The organism is Sphingopyxis sp. PAMC25046, assembly GCF_004795895.1.
GTDB lineage: Bacteria > Pseudomonadota > Alphaproteobacteria > Sphingomonadales > Sphingomonadaceae > Sphingopyxis.
The window spans coordinates 1,577,201-1,591,962 of the sequence record NZ_CP039250.1; the positions used below are offsets into that span (position 1 = coordinate 1,577,201).

Consider the following 14,762-nt stretch of genomic DNA (forward strand, 5'->3'; position numbering starts at 1 on the left):
CGAGCGGGCCGGCGTTGGCGTATCTAGGCCCCGGCGCAGCGACGCAGATGATCGGCGAGTTCGCGGCCGTTGCGGTCCCAATCGAAGCGTCCGGCCAGGCTGGCGGCGACTTCGGCGGGAGCGGGCGGCGCGGCGAATATGGTCTTCACCGCTTCGGCGATTGCCTGCGGCGTGCGCTCGACGATGCGGACGGCGACTGGCGAAGTAACGAGTTCGGCGGCCCCGCCCGCGCCACTGATCACGATCGGCGTGCCGCAGGCGAGCGCTTCGACCCATGCATTGGCTAGGCCTTCGCTCGCGGACGGCATGACGACTGCGTCGGCTGCCCGATAAAGCTGCGGCAGGTCGGCGTTGGCGACGGGGCCGAGGAAATGGACGCGGGTTTCGACGCCGAGTTCGCGGGCGAGCGCGCGGTAGCGCGCCTCTTCTTCGCCCGCGCCGGCGAGCCAGTAGTGGACGCCGGGCAGCGCGGGCAGCGCCGCGATCACCAGTGCCTGTCCCTTGCGTGGGATGAGGGCGCCGACGGTCAGGATCGCGGGGGCATCGTCCATGCCGAGCGCGGCGCGCGCCGCGGCGTGGTCGCCGGGGTGGAAGCGCGCGATGTCGATGCCGGTGTAATGGACCGCTACCTTTTGCGCGTCGATGCCGATCGCCGCCATTTCGCCGCGCATCGCTTCGGACACCGCGAGCAGACCCGCGGCTTTCACCCCGGCCTCGATCACTTGCAATCTTGTCGCGGGATCATGGCCGAAATGGCTGATGTCGGCGCCGCGCGCCTTGGCCGAAAAGGGAAGGCCGAGTGCGTCGGCGACGCGCATCGCGGCGGGACCGTCGGGGTAGAAGAATTGCGCGTCGACGACATGGAATTTGCGATCGCGCACCGCGCCGAGGACCGCGCGCGCGACTCGCGCGGGGTTGAAGCGCGCGCCGTAGCGCGGGATCAGCGTGAAGCGCGGGCGAAAGATGGTGAGGCCGTTCCGTTGCTCTGTCGTCGGCAGCTCACGAAGCGCGCGATAGCGCCGGTGCAGCGACAGCGGAAAGGGCGGCAGTCCGACCGGTGCGACGATGGTGAGTTCGATTCCTCGCTGTGCGGCGAGCGCGCGCAGGCTTTTCTCGACGAAGAGGCCGAAGTTCGGCCGCGCGGCGTCGGGGAAGAGCGTCGCGATGCTGAGGACGCGGAGGGGGGAGGGCACGGGCACTCAGAGCGTGCGGAGCAGACGGACGGCGACGGCGGCCCAGGGCGGATTGCTGACGACCTGCTGGCGCTGGCCGGTACCGAGCGGGAGCAGGTGCAGCTTTTCGCCATCGACGTTGAGCAGGCGCGCGAAAAAGAAGCGGCCGGCGGGGCGGGGCACGAGCAGGTCGCGGTTGAGCGCGCTGGCCCAGTCCCCCTCGATCCGGCGGCACCAGATTTCGTCGCCGGCGCGGTAATCGCCGATCGACGAGGTAACGCGCACCGCGACCATATCCTCGCCCGGGCGGGCGGTCAGCGCCTGCTCGATGCGCGTCGGCGCCTGCGCGCCCTCGGCGCCGAGCAGCGCGGTGATCGTGAGCTGGGTATCTTGCGGCAGCTGGACCAGTTCGGCGGCATCGACCCCGAGCGCGGCGGCAATGCGGTTCATCCAACCGAGCGACAGCGTGCGCGTGCCCGTTTCGAGGCGGCCGATCGTCTGCGCGGTGGTCGGCGGAACGCAGCGCTGGCCGACCTCCTCGAGCGTCAGGCCCTTGGCGCGGCGGACGGAGCGAATGCTGTTGATCATATGGCTCATCCTTGAATAACCAAATCGGTTTTTTCTTTCCTACAAAATAATCCAATGTCAAGCCCCGCGCGCAGCAAAGGAGAATCGCATGACCACACGCCGCCTCGAAACGCGCATCCATCCCGACGACCGGATCGATCCGGGCAAGGCGGGGCCGCAGGTGATGCGGCATGTAACGGTGAATGTCGGCGAGAGTCCGATCGCCTGGCTGGCGTCGCGCGGAATGCTGACGGCGGCGCAGCTCGGGGCGGGCGAACGGCTTCGCAGCGATTATGAGCGCGCGGGATTGTCGGCGCGGGTGACGATGCACTGGGATGCCGCGCCGCCGGGAAAGAGCCGCGGCGGCGCGCGCGCGTCCGACGCATCGCTGGCGCGGATCGACGCGCACCGGCGCTTTCACGCGGCGCTCGATGCGGCGGGGCCGGGGCTGGCCGATATATGCTGGCGGGTGATCTGCGCCGGGGAAGGGATCGGGGGCGTGGAGAAGGCGATGGGTTGGCCCGCGCGGTCGGGGAAACTGGTGCTCGGTCTGGCGCTCGACCGTTTGGCGCGGTTTTACGGGACGGGTTAGGAGCCGCGCTGAGCGGTTTCGACCGGAAGTTGCCCCTCTTACATCGTCACCCCCGACTGGAGTCCATGACGTCAGCGCCGCAATGGATCCCGGATCAAGTCCGGGATGACGAAGGAGAGGAAGCGAACGTCCGCTCACCAGCCCAAAACAGCCGTTGCCGGCTGGCCGGGCTATTTCGGTCCTAAAGTCGGACCTTGGCTTCGAGCTCGCGGCGGGCGGCGAGATATTGCTCTTCGAGTTCGGCTACGAATTCGGCGACGGGGCGCACGGCGGTGACGGGGCCGATGCCCTGGCCCGAGCCCCAGATATCCTTCCACGCTTTTGCCTTGGTATTGCCGCCCGACCCGAAGTTCATCGTCTTCAAATCGCCCTCAGGCAGATTGTCGGGGTCCATGCCCGCCGCGACGATCGACTGGCGGAGATAATTGCCGTGGACGCCGGTGAAGAGGTTCGAATAGACGATGTCGGCTGCGCGACCCTCGACTATGCCGTTCTTGTAGCCGTCCTCGGCATTGGCTTCGGACGTCGCGATGAAGGCGCTGCCGATGTAGGCGAGATCGGCGCCGCACGCCTGCGCCGCAAGGATCGAGCGGCCGTGGCCGATCGCGCCCGACAGCGCGACGGGGCCGTCGAACCATTCGCGGATTTCCTGCACGAGAGCGAAGGGCGACTGGCGGCCGGCATGGCCGCCCGCGCCCGCCGCGACGGGAATCAGGCCGTCGGCGCCCTTTTCGACCGCCTTGCGCGCGAAACGGTCGTCGATGACGTCGTGGAGGGTGATGCCGCCCCAGCCGTGCACCGCCTGATTAAGCTCCTCGCGCGCGCCCAGGGAGGTGATCGTGATCGGCACCTTCCACTTGGCGCAGGTCGCGATATCCTGTTCGAGCCGGTCGTTCGATTTATGGACGATCTGATTCACCGCATAGGGCGCCGAGAGGCGGTCGGGATTGTCGCGGTCCCACGCGGCAAGCTCTTCGGTGATTTGATGCAGCCATTCGTCGAGCAAGGATTGCGGGCGCGCGTTCAATGCGGGGAAGCTGCCGACGATGCCCGCCTTGCACTGGGCGATGACGAGATCGGGGCCCGATACGATGAACAGTGGCGAGCCGATGACGGGCAGGCGCAGGCGGTCGAAAATCGGGGGAAGGGCCATGAATCACACTCTCCGGTTGCTTTGTGCAACTGACCTTAACGTAAACGGAAGGCTGCGCAAGATGCTAGGGTCAGGACCCTAGTCGAAGGCGGGGCCCTTGAGTTCGACGATATTGCCTTCGGGGTCGCTGATGTAGATCGACGGACCTTCGCCTTCGGCGCCGTAGCGCGGGCCGGCTTGTTCGATCGCGACATCGTGACGGGCGAGATGAACTCGAATGGCCGCGTCGTCGAAGGGGGCGACGGTGATTGCGAAATGGTCGACGTTGCGGCCCTCCGGTCCGGGTGCCGCGCCTCCCATCGCGCCAAGCTTGCCGTCGATGGTGACAAGATCGATCAGCGAACTGCCGGCGCGCAGCTGGAAGAGTCCGATTTCCGGTTGCGCGCGCTCGTCGGTGCAGCCGAGAACCTCGCGGTAAAAACCCGTCATGCGATCGAGATCGACAACCCGAAGTACGACATGATCGATTGCGCGAAGGGCAAAGGGGGGTGTCGTCATGGCAATCGCTCCTCGATTTTTTGTGCGCGGCCGGAGCCTTCTAGTTGGTGAGCGCCCCTGCTGTCCATCGACCGGTAACGGGGGTTGATCCGGAGGCGGTTGCGGTCGGCCGTGCGGCGCGACAGGGTGGGACCATGCAGTTGCTCCAGCCCAGCCTGTTGCCCGCCGCCGCCGAGATCGCACGGCACCACCACCGCGAACCCTATGCAACATTGGTATTGGCCGGAGCTTATGAGGAAGCCGGCGATGCCGGGCGGATCGCGGTGCAAGAGGGCGCAGTGCTGCTTCACGGGCCTTTTTCGGCGCATCGTGACCGGGTTTCCGCGAAACGGACGGTCGTGCTCGACCTGCCGCTGCCGTTCGACGGGCGCGATTGGCCGGCACGCGCGGACATCGCCGATCCCGACCGGATCGTCCGGCTGGCCGGGCACGACCCGGTCGAGGCGGTTGCCGCGCTGCTCGACGGCCTTGTTCCGACGACCGTGCCCGAAGACGGCGACCTGCCCGACCGGTTGTCGGCGGCGCTTCGGACATCGGCGTCGCTGCGGATCGGCGAATGGGCCGCGACGCACGGGCAATCGCGCGAGCATGTGTCGCGCAGCTTCGAGAAGCTCTATGGCGTGTCGCCCGCCGCCTATCGCGCCGATTGCCGGGCGAAGCGGGCGTGGCGGAGGATCGTAGCGGGTGACGACAGCCTTGCCGGGATCGCGGTCGAGGCGAGTTATGCCGACCAGGCGCATATGACGCGCGCGGTGACGCGATTGACCGGGATGTCGCCGCGGCGATGGCGGGTCGGGGCGGGGTAGCGGATGGCGGTTTTGGGGCGGAGAGCTGTCGTTGCTCTCCTCCACTTCCGTCATCCCGGGCTTGACCCGGGATCCCGCTTTTTGGGGCGTCGACCGGTCTTCGGCATCAAGCGGGACCCCGGATCAAGTCCGGGGTGACGAATAAAGAGACGGCAGCAGCCGGTCGTTTCCAGACACGCCCGGCGAGTGTGACGGAACCTCGAAGGCATCCCGATGTCAGGGCGCTTGTTCCCGCGTACGCTGGGTCCACAGAATGCTGGGGATTTCCCTTTTTCCGTCGTGGACGGTGAAGCGCGTAAGGTCGAAAATCTCGGTCCGTCGGTCGATCTGCGCCTCGCCGACCTGCTCCCCCTCCATCCAGTGCGTCAGTCTGACGTCGAAACCGCAACGCCATGACCGGGGCGCCTGCTCCGACTTGTCCACTTCCTCGCAAACGACATTGCTGACGGCATAACGGGTGTTGAAACGTATCTGCCGCCCTTCGTGATCGCTGCACCCGTCGACAGTGACGGTACAATATTCCTTCCTGAGCAAAAGATACTCGATGACGCTCGCGTCGGGTGGGCCGGCCGGCGCGGTGCTCAGGGCGATCAGCACCGCGATCATGACGGCCGGGTGCCGCAGTTTGCGGCCTGCTCCGCGTCCCGGCTCATCAGCGTGCGATATCGGGTGAGTATCGTAATCACGCGCGCCTCCCTTTTTGACAGCGTCGATGGCATCCCGCGCCATCCGGACGTCCGAGTCAATACCTCCCTCCGACACACATCACATTCGTTCAAGAAGCGCGCGACGCTTCGCGCCTACACCCGGCGCATGACAGGTCTCTCTCCCGCTTCGCCGCGCCCGTTTGTGGCGCTTACCGGTTTTCGCTTCCGCCTGTGGCCGATACTGCTCGCCGCGGTGCTGATGCAGGCCATACTCGAGCTCGGCCGCGTCACCGCGCGCGAAATCTATTTTGCCGGAGCGCCGCTCTGGGACGGCTATATATCGGTTTTCCTGCTCCTCGCGATCGCGTTTCAGGCGCTGCTCGGGTTGGTCGCGATCCTTGTCATGCGCCGATTGCTGCCCGTCGCCGACCCACACCTGCGCTGGCCGCCGGGCGCGAGCTATGTCGGGATCGCCGCGTTGATCGGGATCGGCATGGGGCTGGTGATGCTCGCCGCCGATTATTGGCCCGCGCTCACCGCGCAGACGCCGCCAAATATGAGCTATTCGAAGGCGCCGCTCGATTCCGCGGGATATCTGCTCGGGATGATCACAACGGGGCTGGCGGAGGAGACGATCTTTCGCGGGCTGCTCGTCGGGATGCTCGTCGTGCTAGTGCCGGGGCGGCTGCGGATCGGGGCGCTCGACCTGCCCATCGCCGCCTATCTGGTCGCGCTGATGTTCGGGCTGGCGCACTGGAAGTCGTTTACCGTCGATCCCTTTTACCAAGCGATGGCGCAGCAGATCTATGCGTTCGTCTGGGGCCTCGTCTATGTCTGGCTGATGGAGCGATCGCGGAGCCTGCTGGCGCCGATCGTCGCGCACGGGCTGGGCAATTTTACCGAAGTCGGGATCGTGATCGCGCTCAACGCGATATGGTCCTGACGCGACAAGGGCGGCCAAACGGCCGCCCTTGGGTCGCTTCGGGGCCGGTCAGGCCGCAATCGGACGACGGCTCGCCTTGACCGCGACATATCCGAACAGGATCGCGGCGAGGAAGAGGGCGCCTTGTGCCGCGGCGAAGGGCGGTTCGGTGCCGTTCGGGGCGAGTGCGTTGAGCGCGGGGACTTTCAGGAAGGACTGCACGACCAGCACGAACATGTTGAGGTAGAGCGCGAAGGTGGCGGTCACGGCGTAGACCGTTGCGGCGCGGCCTGCGAGCCTGTGGCGATACCAGGCCGAAAAGGTCACGACGAGGATCAGCGTCGAGAGGATGCCGAAGCCGAGCGCCGGGGTGAAGGCGACGATCGGGAAGAGGAAGCCGGTGAGGCTGGTGAGGAGCGTCGCCCAGAGGAAGATGTCGGTGGTGCGGCGGAGAATGCGGCCGCGGGCGAAGGCGGGAAGGGCGATCAGGCCCGCACCGATGCCGATCAGGCTGATCGCGACATGGAGTGCGGTGAACTGCGATATGGTGAGGCCGAGGATCATGGTCTTTACTCCCTGTTGGAAGGGGGCGGCGAACGCGTCGCCGCCCGTCCGTTCGTTCAGCTGTTGATGAAGTCGAGAAGGTCGGCGTTGAACCGGTCCTGTTCGGTGACGGTGAGGCCGTGGCTGCCGCCCTTGTAGACCTTGAGCACCGCCTGCTTGACGATCTTGACGGTCGAGAGCGCCGCGGCGCCGATCGGCACGATCTGGTCGTCGTCGCCGTGGAGGACGAGGGTCGGCTTGTCGAACTTCTTCAAATCTTCATTGAAGTCGCTTTCCGAGAAGGCGCGGATGCTGTCGAGCAGGCCCTTTAGGCCGCCGTTCATGCCCTGCCGCACGAATTCGTCGCGCACCGCTTCGCTGACGGTCGCGCCGTCGCGGTTATAGCCATAGAAAGGCAGCGTCAGATCCTTGAAGAATTGCGGGCGGTTGTCGAATGTGCCCTTGCGGATGCCGTCGAAGACGTCGAGCGGCAGGCCGTCGGGGTTGGCTTCGGTCTTGAGCATCAGCGGGGGGACGGCGCCAATCAGCGCGACCTTGGCGACCCGCGACGTGCCGTGACGGCCGATATAGCGGGTGACTTCGCCGCCGCCGGTCGAATGGCCTACGAGGATGACGTCCTTGAGGTCGAGCTGTTCGATCAGTTCGGCGAGGTCGTCGGCATATTGGTCCATATTATTATTGTCCCAGACCTGGTCCGAACGGCCGTGGCTGCGGCGATCGTGCGCGATGGTGCGGAAGCCCTGATTGGCGAAAAATACCATCTGCGCGTCCCAGGCGTCGGCCGACAGCGGCCAGCCGTGCGAGAAGATGATCGGCTGGCCGTCTTTCGGGCCCCAGTCCTTGAAAAAGATGTTGATGCCGTCCTTGGTCGTGATCGTAGTCATGTCATGGTTCCTTTCGTTTCGAAGGGGCGGGGTGTCCGTCCCGATGAGAGGGAGATACGCCGCCTCGTCCTTGCGCGGGATTGGCGGACGCGACATTATGCGGGCCGATTCCGACAAAGGAGCCACCATGCCCAGATTGAAGGTGCCCGATGCGCCGCCGGCGCTCGTCGAAGTCGGGATGATGCTTTATCCCGACTGCCAGATCGGCATGGTCCACGGAATTACCGACCTGTTCGACGTTGCCGGGCGGTTCGCGATCGATCATGGGCGCCGCCCGATCCGGGCGAGCCACTGGCGCTTGCAGGCGAGCGGGGGTTTCGCGCGCTGTTTCGACAGCCATGCGGACGAGCCGGCGAGCAATTCGCCCGCGGTGCTGATCGCGCCCGGGAGCCTTCACAAGCTGCTCGATCCCGACGAGGTCGCGCCCTACGCACGCTGGCTGGTAGACCGGCACGCGCAGGGCACCGTGCTCGCGTCGAATTGCGGCGGGGCCTTTGCGCTGGCCGCGACGGGATTGCTCGCGGGGCGGCCGGCGACGACGCACTGGTTCTTTGCCGAGGAGTTCCGGACGCGCTTTCCCGAAGTGCGGCTGGAGGCCGACCGGATGGTGGTCGACGACGGCGATATCGTCACCGCAGGCGGGCTGATGGCGTGGACCGACCTGGGGCTGCGCATCGTAGAGCGGCTTCTCGGTCCGACGGTGATGATGGAAACCGCGCGTTTCTTCCTGATCGATCCGGCGGGCCGCGAACAGAAAAATTATGCGAGCTTCGCACCGCGGCTGACGCATGGCGACGAGGCGGTCCTGAAGGTGCAACATTGGCTGCAGGCGAAAGGCACCGGACCGGTCGCGGTCGCCGAGATGGCGCGCGAAGCGGGGATGGAGGAACGCACCTTTCAGCGCCGCTTCAAGGCGGCGACGGGCATGACGCCGGTCGAATATGTCCAGCATCTGCGCGTCGGAAAGGCGCGCGAACTGCTCGAATTCACGCGGCGGACGGTCGACCAGATCGCGTGGAGCGTCGGATATGAGGATGCGGCGGCGTTCCGCAAATTGTTTCACCGCCTGATCGGCTTGTCGCCGGGCGAATATCGCCAGCGTTTCTCGACGCCGCAGTCGCTGGCGGAGGTCGCCTGAAAATTTTTTGCGGCTCGTGTCGATTTGGCGACGGCTCGTTCGTCGTGTTGACAGGAGCCGCTGTTGGCCCGTTCGAAAAGGAGATGGAAAATGCGCGTAATGGTTTTCGTGAAAGCGACCGAGGACAGCGAAAAGGGCCTGCCGCCCACCGAAGAAATGACCGCGATGTTCGAGGCGATGGGCAAGTTTAACGAGGAACTGGTGAACGCCGGCGTGATGGTCGACGGCGACGGGCTGAAGCCCTCTTCGCACGGCAAGCGCATCGCGTTCGACGGGCCGAGCCGCTCGGTGATCGACGGACCGTTCGCCGAAACGCGCGAGCTGGTCGCGGGATATTGGGTCTGGGAAGTCAAGGACATGGACGAGGCGGTCGCCTGGGCCAAGCGCTGCCCCAATCCGATGCCGGGGCCGAGCGAGCTCGAAATCCGGCCCTTTTATGAAATGGAGGATTTCGGCGACGCGCTGACCCCCGAACTCGCCGAGCAGGAACAGAAGCTGCGCGAGCGGCTGAGCGGCGAATAAGCCATGTCCACCGCCATGCTTGCCTCCCCGGCTCCCTTGCCCGAGAAGGCAGGCATGGCGAAGGACGAGACCCATCGGGCGATCGAAGCGGTGTTCCGGATCGAGCGCGCGCGGCTGATCGCCGCGCTCGCCCGGATGACGCGCGACGTCGACCGGGCCGAGGAACTGGCGCAGGAGGCGCTGCTGATCGCATTGACCGAATGGCCGAAGCGCGGCGTGCCGGACCAGCCGGGTGCGTGGCTGACGGCGGCGGCGAAGCGGCGGCTGATCGACGGGGCGCGACACGACGCGATGCGGTCGCGCAAACATGCCGAAATCGCCCGCGAACTCGACGAGGAACCGGATATGCGCGTGGAAGCCGCCGAGGCGGCGCTCGACGATCCGCTGGGCGACGAACTGCTCGGGCTGATCTTCGCCGCCTGTCACCCCCTGATCTCTCCCGAGGCGCGCGCCGCGCTGACGCTGCGGCTGGTCGGCGGGCTGACCGTCGAGGAAATCGCACGCGCCTTCCTGTCGAACGACGCAACGATCGCAGCGCGGATCACGCGCGCCAAGAAGGCGATCGCCAAGGCGGGCGCCCAGTTCGAGGTGCCGCGCGGCGCCGAACTGGCGGCGCGGCTCGGTTCGGTGCTTGAAGTCGTCTATCTGATCTTCAACGAAGGCTATGCCGCGACCGCGGGGCCGTCGCTCGTCCGCCCGCCGCTCTGCGCCGAGGCGCAACGGCTGGCCCGCGTCCTCGCCGGGTTGATGCCCGAGCAGCCCGAGGTGCTGGGATTGCTGGCGCTGGTCGAGATCCAGGCATCGCGGCTGACGGCGCGCGCAGGGCCCGACGGGCGGTTCGTACCGCTGACCGATCAGAACCGCGCGCGCTGGGACCAACTGCTGATACGGCGCGGGTTGAACGCGCTGAACCGCGCCGAGGCGCTGGACGGCGCCGACGGTCCCTATGCGTTGCAGGCGGCGCTTGCGGCGTGCCATGCGAGGGCGCGCACGGCGGAGGCAACGGACTGGCGGCGTATCGCCACGCTCTATGACCGGCTCGGGCAGGTGATGCCGTCGCCCGTGGTCGAACTCAACCGCGCGGTCGCGCACAGCATGGCATTCGGCCCCGAGGCGGGATTACGGCTGGTCGACGATATCGCCGACGCGGCGATGCTGCGAAACTATGCCCCGCTTCCCGCCGCGCGGGGCGATTTCCTGCTTCGCGCCGGTCGCCGCGATGAGGCGCGGGTCGCCTTCGAGGCCGCCGCGGCGCTGACTGGGAATGAGCGCGAGCGCGACTTCCTGCTCGAACGCGCGGCGGCGTGCGGCGAATGACGGACATGCGCATCGAGACGATCGGCACCGAGGGGCAGCCGCTCGTCGTGCTCGACGATTTCGCGCCCGATCCCGCTGGCCTGCGCGATTTCGCAGCAGCCGCGGATTTTTCCCCGGCGCACAACCATTATCCGGGGGTGCGCGCGCCGCTGCCCGAGGCCTATCTGGCTACGCAGCTCCCGCTTATCGCCGAGGCTGCGGCGGCCGCCTTCGAAAGGCGGCGGGCGCTGCGCGTCGTCGATGCGAGCTTTTCGATCGTGTCGACCCCGCCCGGCGCGCTAACGATTCCGCAGCGCCTGCCGCATGTCGACGCCTTCACCGAGGACCGCATCGCGCTGGTCCATTATCTGTCGATCGAGAACGGTGACGGAACCGCTTTCTTCCGCCACCGCGCGACGGGGTTCGAGACGGTCACCGAGGCCCGGCGCGATCTCTTCTTCCGCCATCTAGACACCGAGATGCGCCATGGCGGGGTGCCGTCGCCCGGATATCCGCTGGGTGACACGCCGCTGTTCGAATCGATCCACACCGAGCCCGCGCGCTACAATCGCGCGCTGCTCTATCGCAGCTGGAACCTGCATAGCGGGGCGATTTCGTCAGCCAGCGCGCTGTCGCCCGATCCGGTTCGGGGGCGGTTGACGGTGACGGCATTCCTGTCGATCGGTTGACGAACGCCTGCCGCGAATTTCCCACGACCCTTCGCCGAAAATAGACTGATGTTCCGGAACGGGACAACGGGTCGTCGTACTTCGGTGTAAGGGAGAGGATGGACCTTCTATGGGCGCCGGCGCTTCACTCCTTTAAACATTGGATCAAACTCGTGCCTTTTCAGACCCGCATGTTGATTTCCGCCGCGCTCGCCGCGACCGCGCTGACGATCCCGGCGCTCGCGCAAAGCAACTCGATTACCGGTATCGATGCGCTGCGCGAGTGGAATCTCGTCGTGCTCGGCAATCTCGAATCCTCGTCCGAGGTCGAGGGGCGAACCTTCGTCGGCGGCAATTTGACGGGCAATTCGTCGAATTACGGTATCCGCGCCACGACCTCGCCGAACGGCCAGCCGGGGCTGACCGTCGTCGGCAACGTCACGGGCAGCCACAAGAATCTGAACAACGGGTCGGGCGCTGTCGTCGGGGGCAATGTGACGAGCGGCTTCAACCTCAACGGTCCGAATCAGACGGTGAAGGTCGGCGGCACGATCAGCAACACCAACGTCAACCAGAACAGCGTCCTGGCGAATCTCGACCGGAGCAACCCGGCGTTCGGCCTGGGACTGCAGCAGCAGAAGGCCGACCTCAAGAGCAGCCTCGGCAGCCTGTCGTTCGACATGGGCACGCTGGCCGCCAACAGCCAGATGACGGTTCAGGGCAACCGCGGCATTTTCAACGCGCAGCCGAACGCTCAGGGGCTCGCGGTGTTCAACATCGCCGCTGCCGACCTCGACAGGATCGGCGAGATCCAGTTCAATCTGGGCGGCGCCGATACCGCGATCGTCAACGTCAGCGGCCGGTCGATCAATCTCAATGACAACTTCCTCGGCGGCACCAACAATCTTGGCGAACGGGTGATATGGAACTTTCCCGATGCCGAGGAACTGAAGCTGACCACCGCCTGGGGCGGGTCGGTGCTCGCGCCGCTCGCCGATGCCGAGACGCGCAATTATATTCAGGGTTCGGGGGTGTTCGGCAATCTCAAGCAGAATGGCGAGATGCACGTCGGTATCTTCAAGGGCGGCTATGTGACCCAGCCGTCGGGCGGCACATCGACCGGCGGCGACAGCTCGACCGGGGGCGGGGCGCCCGGCGGCGGCGGATCGACCGGCGGGGCGGTGCCGGTGCCCGAGCCGGGGATGTTCGGCCTGTTCGGGCTGGGGGTCGCGGGGTTGATCCTGTGGCGTCGCCGCCGCGCCAGCCGGGATGACGGATAACCGTCAAGTCGTTTGTCGATTCGAACGCGCTGCTCGTCGAAGGAGAAGGCGGGCGAACGCGCGCTATATGGCAATGAAATAATGTATCTTTTCCGGAACGCCGTGGTTTGCGGGACGATCCGATCATACCCGTGCGCCCAAAGGAGATGTGTCGCCGACCCAATTTCGCCCCGGCGGCGGTCATGGCCGAACAAGCCCACGCGATCGCCCCCTTCGTTTCCCCCACCGAAGGCTCTTCCCATGAAATTCTCCCCTGCCGCCAGCGGCCAGAAGGACAGCGATTGCGACTGTCTGCCGCGCCCCGAAACTTCCGCGAATGCGAGCGCTCTGACGCCCTTCCTTCTGCGCTATCGCGATGCCTGGTTCGGGATGGAGAAGCGCGTGGCGTTCGAGGCCGAGGATGTCGCCGCGGCGCTAGCGATGATGGAGCGCGAGCCGATCGGCGAATGGGCCGAATTGTCGAGCGGGGACGAGGTGATTTGCCGCCGTGGGTACGAACCGGGCGGGGCGGCCGATTACTGGGTCGTCGACTGACCCGCCCGCATGCGGCTTGCCGTCAGCGGCAGCGAAGCTCGCCGCGATCGATCGCGCGGCCCAGCAGCGCGCCGCCGGCAGCGCCGATGATCGTGCCCACCGTTCGGTCGCGACCGCCGTCGAGTTCGCGGCCGACGAGCGCACCGACGGCGCCGCCGATGATCAGCCCGGTCGTCCCGTTGTCGCGGCGGCAATGATAACGGCCATCGTCGCCGCGCCAGATCCGCGAGCCGCGATCGAGCCGGCGCGGCTCATAATAGCGGCCATAATTGTCGTAGAGGGCGGCCTGTTTGGCGCGTTTTCCGTGCGCGGGGGCCCAAGGCGGCGGGTCGGCGAGCGCCGGCGCGGCGGGAAGGGCGATGGCCGCCATCATGGCGGCGATAAGGGTCTTGCGCATCTTGGATCCTTTCCTTGGCACGGCCAATCGTGCCACGATCGACCATAACCCGGGCTGAACGGCGAAAACGTCGCATCGGCCTTTCGGTTCCCCGTGGCGGTCAATCGAGCGCCTTTCCCATGCGGACCAGCGGCACGGCGACGCCGTTCGGGCCGGGCGCCGCGACCTGTTCGATGGCGGTGTAGCCGCAGGCGCGGTAGAGCGGCTCGCCCGACAGCGTCGCCATCATTTCGGCGCGGCGGAAGCCCGCGGCGCGCGCCGCATCCTCGCACAGCGCCATGACAAGGCGCCCGACGCCGCGGCGGGCGAAGTCGGGGTGGGTGTACATGGCGCGGATGCGCGCCGCGTCGACCGCGGGGTCGAGCGGGGCGGGGTCGCGGAGATCCTTGCTGTGGTCGCCGCCATAGAGCGTCGCGCGGTGCGACCAGCCGCCGCAGCCGGCGATCCGGCCATCCTCCTCGACGATGAAATAGGTGCCGTCGGCGACGAGCTGGGTATCGAGCCCCATCACCGCATGGCTCGCGGCGATCTGTTCGGGGCCGAGAAAACCCTTCTGCAGCTCGGCGATGGCGCGCGCCATCACGGCGCGGAGGGCTTCGAGGTCGGCGGGGGTGGCGATACGGTGAGTGAAGGGGCGGGGCGTGAACATGACCCTGCCATGACCTGCCGCCGGACCTCGCGTCAACCGCCGTGCGCGGCCGCCATCGCGGCGTTCTTTTCGGCGCGGAGCTGTTCGGTGTGGAGCAGCTTGTCGGCCATCGCCTGCCACGCCGCCGCGGCGCGCAAATTGCGGTCGCGGACCTGCGTCAGCGCCGAGGCTTCGGCCTCCGCGGTGCATTTTTCGGCCTGTGCGACATAGAATTCGATCGTGGCCGACATGGCTGCTCCTTTAAAGATTTGGGTCGATCAATCGACCATATCGGCGATCAGGCGCCTAAGCTCGCGGCGCGACAGCGTCGGGCGGCGGCGGCGCGGCGGGATCGCCGTCTGCGCCTTGCCGGCCAGCGACAGCGCGGGCAGAGCGGGGAAAATTGCATTGTTGTTATTGAATGGTGTCATCATCTTTATCTTTGATTTCGAGTGTTTTGCTTGTTGGAAGCCGGCGCGGTTCGCCGGTCTTCT

General features: G+C 66.6%; 19 protein-coding genes and 1 pseudogene. 9 read left to right on the forward strand and 11 right to left on the reverse strand.

The features are described 5' to 3' along the window. Nucleotides 1-23 precede the first annotated feature (23 nt). A complete protein-coding gene (locus E5675_RS07275) occupies nucleotides 24-1,193 on the reverse strand; it encodes a glycosyltransferase (RefSeq protein ID WP_136173932.1) in 1,170 nt (389 codons plus the stop codon). A gap of 6 nt (nucleotides 1,194-1,199) precedes the next feature. Beyond that, nucleotides 1,200-1,760 carry a helix-turn-helix transcriptional regulator gene (locus E5675_RS07280; protein ID WP_136173933.1) on the reverse strand — a complete coding sequence of 187 codons (561 nt, stop codon included), beginning with the start codon at nucleotides 1,758-1,760 and terminating at the stop codon, nucleotides 1,200-1,202. An 88-nt stretch (nucleotides 1,761-1,848) separates the two neighbouring features. On the opposite strand from E5675_RS07280, the gene E5675_RS07285 reads away from it, so the two are divergent. After that, a complete protein-coding gene (locus E5675_RS07285) occupies nucleotides 1,849-2,331 on the forward strand; it encodes a DUF6456 domain-containing protein (protein ID WP_247594821.1) in 483 nt (160 codons plus the stop codon). Nucleotides 2,332-2,512: 181 nt separating this feature from the next. Here E5675_RS07285 and E5675_RS07290 read toward each other — a convergent pair whose 3' ends face one another. Together E5675_RS07290 and E5675_RS07295 are read right to left on the reverse strand one after the other, a co-directional pair. Further along, a complete protein-coding gene (locus tag E5675_RS07290; RefSeq protein ID WP_136173934.1) occupies nucleotides 2,513-3,484 on the reverse strand; it encodes a nitronate monooxygenase family protein in 972 nt (323 codons plus the stop codon). A 78-nt stretch (nucleotides 3,485-3,562) separates the two neighbouring features. After that, nucleotides 3,563-3,982, reverse strand: a complete 420-nt coding sequence (locus E5675_RS07295) for a VOC family protein (RefSeq protein WP_136173935.1) — start codon at nucleotides 3,980-3,982, stop codon at nucleotides 3,563-3,565. Nucleotides 3,983-4,116: 134 nt separating this feature from the next. Between E5675_RS07295 and E5675_RS07300 the strand changes: the two genes are divergently transcribed. Beyond that, a complete protein-coding gene (locus E5675_RS07300) occupies nucleotides 4,117-4,788 on the forward strand; it encodes an AraC family transcriptional regulator (RefSeq protein ID WP_136173936.1) in 672 nt (223 codons plus the stop codon). Between the two features lie 216 nt (nucleotides 4,789-5,004). Here E5675_RS07300 and E5675_RS07305 read toward each other — a convergent pair whose 3' ends face one another. After that, nucleotides 5,005-5,517 carry a hypothetical protein gene (locus E5675_RS07305; RefSeq protein ID WP_136173937.1) on the reverse strand — a complete coding sequence of 171 codons (513 nt, stop codon included), beginning with the start codon at nucleotides 5,515-5,517 and terminating at the stop codon, nucleotides 5,005-5,007. An 84-nt stretch (nucleotides 5,518-5,601) separates the two neighbouring features. On the opposite strand from E5675_RS07305, the gene E5675_RS07310 reads away from it, so the two are divergent. Then, nucleotides 5,602-6,378: a CPBP family intramembrane glutamic endopeptidase gene (locus tag E5675_RS07310; protein ID WP_136173938.1), complete on the forward strand. Its 777-nt coding sequence runs from the start codon at nucleotides 5,602-5,604 to the stop codon at nucleotides 6,376-6,378. A 48-nt stretch (nucleotides 6,379-6,426) separates the two neighbouring features. Here E5675_RS07310 and E5675_RS07315 read toward each other — a convergent pair whose 3' ends face one another. After that, nucleotides 6,427-6,921, reverse strand: coding sequence for a hypothetical protein (locus E5675_RS07315; protein ID WP_136173939.1), 495 nt, complete (start codon nucleotides 6,919-6,921; stop codon nucleotides 6,427-6,429). A 56-nt stretch (nucleotides 6,922-6,977) separates the two neighbouring features. Further along, nucleotides 6,978-7,805: an alpha/beta hydrolase gene (locus E5675_RS07320; protein ID WP_136173940.1), complete on the reverse strand. Its 828-nt coding sequence runs from the start codon at nucleotides 7,803-7,805 to the stop codon at nucleotides 6,978-6,980. Nucleotides 7,806-7,932: 127 nt separating this feature from the next. On the opposite strand from E5675_RS07320, the gene E5675_RS07325 reads away from it, so the two are divergent. The 6 genes and pseudogenes from E5675_RS07325 (at nucleotide 7,933) to E5675_RS07350 (ending at nucleotide 13,243) form a co-directional block, all read left to right on the forward strand. Continuing rightward, the gene (locus tag E5675_RS07325) at nucleotides 7,933-8,943 is read left to right on the forward strand and encodes a GlxA family transcriptional regulator (protein WP_136173941.1); all 1,011 of its coding nucleotides are present in this window, start codon (nucleotides 7,933-7,935) and stop codon (nucleotides 8,941-8,943) included. Between the two features lie 90 nt (nucleotides 8,944-9,033). Next, nucleotides 9,034-9,387, forward strand: a pseudogene (locus tag E5675_RS07330) (YciI family protein); the annotation flags it as partial. A gap of 132 nt (nucleotides 9,388-9,519) precedes the next feature. Then, entirely contained in the window at nucleotides 9,520-10,782 is a 1,263-nt protein-coding gene (locus E5675_RS07335; protein WP_136173943.1) for a DUF6596 domain-containing protein, read from the forward strand. Continuing rightward, on the forward strand, nucleotides 10,779-11,450 hold the full coding sequence (locus E5675_RS07340; RefSeq protein ID WP_136173944.1) for a DUF6445 family protein: 672 nt from the start codon (nucleotides 10,779-10,781) through the stop codon (nucleotides 11,448-11,450). Before E5675_RS07335 ends, E5675_RS07340 begins: the two co-directional genes overlap by 4 nt. A gap of 170 nt (nucleotides 11,451-11,620) precedes the next feature. Continuing rightward, nucleotides 11,621-12,709: a choice-of-anchor A family protein gene (locus tag E5675_RS07345; protein WP_210727659.1), complete on the forward strand. Its 1,089-nt coding sequence runs from the start codon at nucleotides 11,621-11,623 to the stop codon at nucleotides 12,707-12,709. A gap of 240 nt (nucleotides 12,710-12,949) precedes the next feature. Beyond that, nucleotides 12,950-13,243, forward strand: coding sequence for a hypothetical protein (locus E5675_RS07350; RefSeq protein WP_136173946.1), 294 nt, complete (start codon nucleotides 12,950-12,952; stop codon nucleotides 13,241-13,243). Nucleotides 13,244-13,265: 22 nt separating this feature from the next. On the opposite strand, the gene E5675_RS07355 is transcribed toward E5675_RS07350, so the two are convergent. The 4 genes from E5675_RS07355 to E5675_RS21445 all read right to left on the reverse strand — a co-directional run bounded on the left by E5675_RS07355 (nucleotide 13,266) and on the right by E5675_RS21445 (nucleotide 14,702). Then, nucleotides 13,266-13,640 carry a glycine zipper 2TM domain-containing protein gene (locus E5675_RS07355; RefSeq protein WP_136173947.1) on the reverse strand — a complete coding sequence of 125 codons (375 nt, stop codon included), beginning with the start codon at nucleotides 13,638-13,640 and terminating at the stop codon, nucleotides 13,266-13,268. 100 nt (nucleotides 13,641-13,740) lie between these two features. Then, the gene (locus E5675_RS07360) at nucleotides 13,741-14,289 is read right to left on the reverse strand and encodes a GNAT family N-acetyltransferase (RefSeq protein WP_136173948.1); all 549 of its coding nucleotides are present in this window, start codon (nucleotides 14,287-14,289) and stop codon (nucleotides 13,741-13,743) included. A 32-nt stretch (nucleotides 14,290-14,321) separates the two neighbouring features. Further along, a complete protein-coding gene (locus E5675_RS07365; RefSeq protein ID WP_136173949.1) occupies nucleotides 14,322-14,519 on the reverse strand; it encodes a hypothetical protein in 198 nt (65 codons plus the stop codon). 27 nt (nucleotides 14,520-14,546) lie between these two features. After that, the gene (locus E5675_RS21445; protein WP_168707810.1) at nucleotides 14,547-14,702 is read right to left on the reverse strand and encodes a hypothetical protein; all 156 of its coding nucleotides are present in this window, start codon (nucleotides 14,700-14,702) and stop codon (nucleotides 14,547-14,549) included. Nucleotides 14,703-14,762 lie beyond the last annotated feature (60 nt).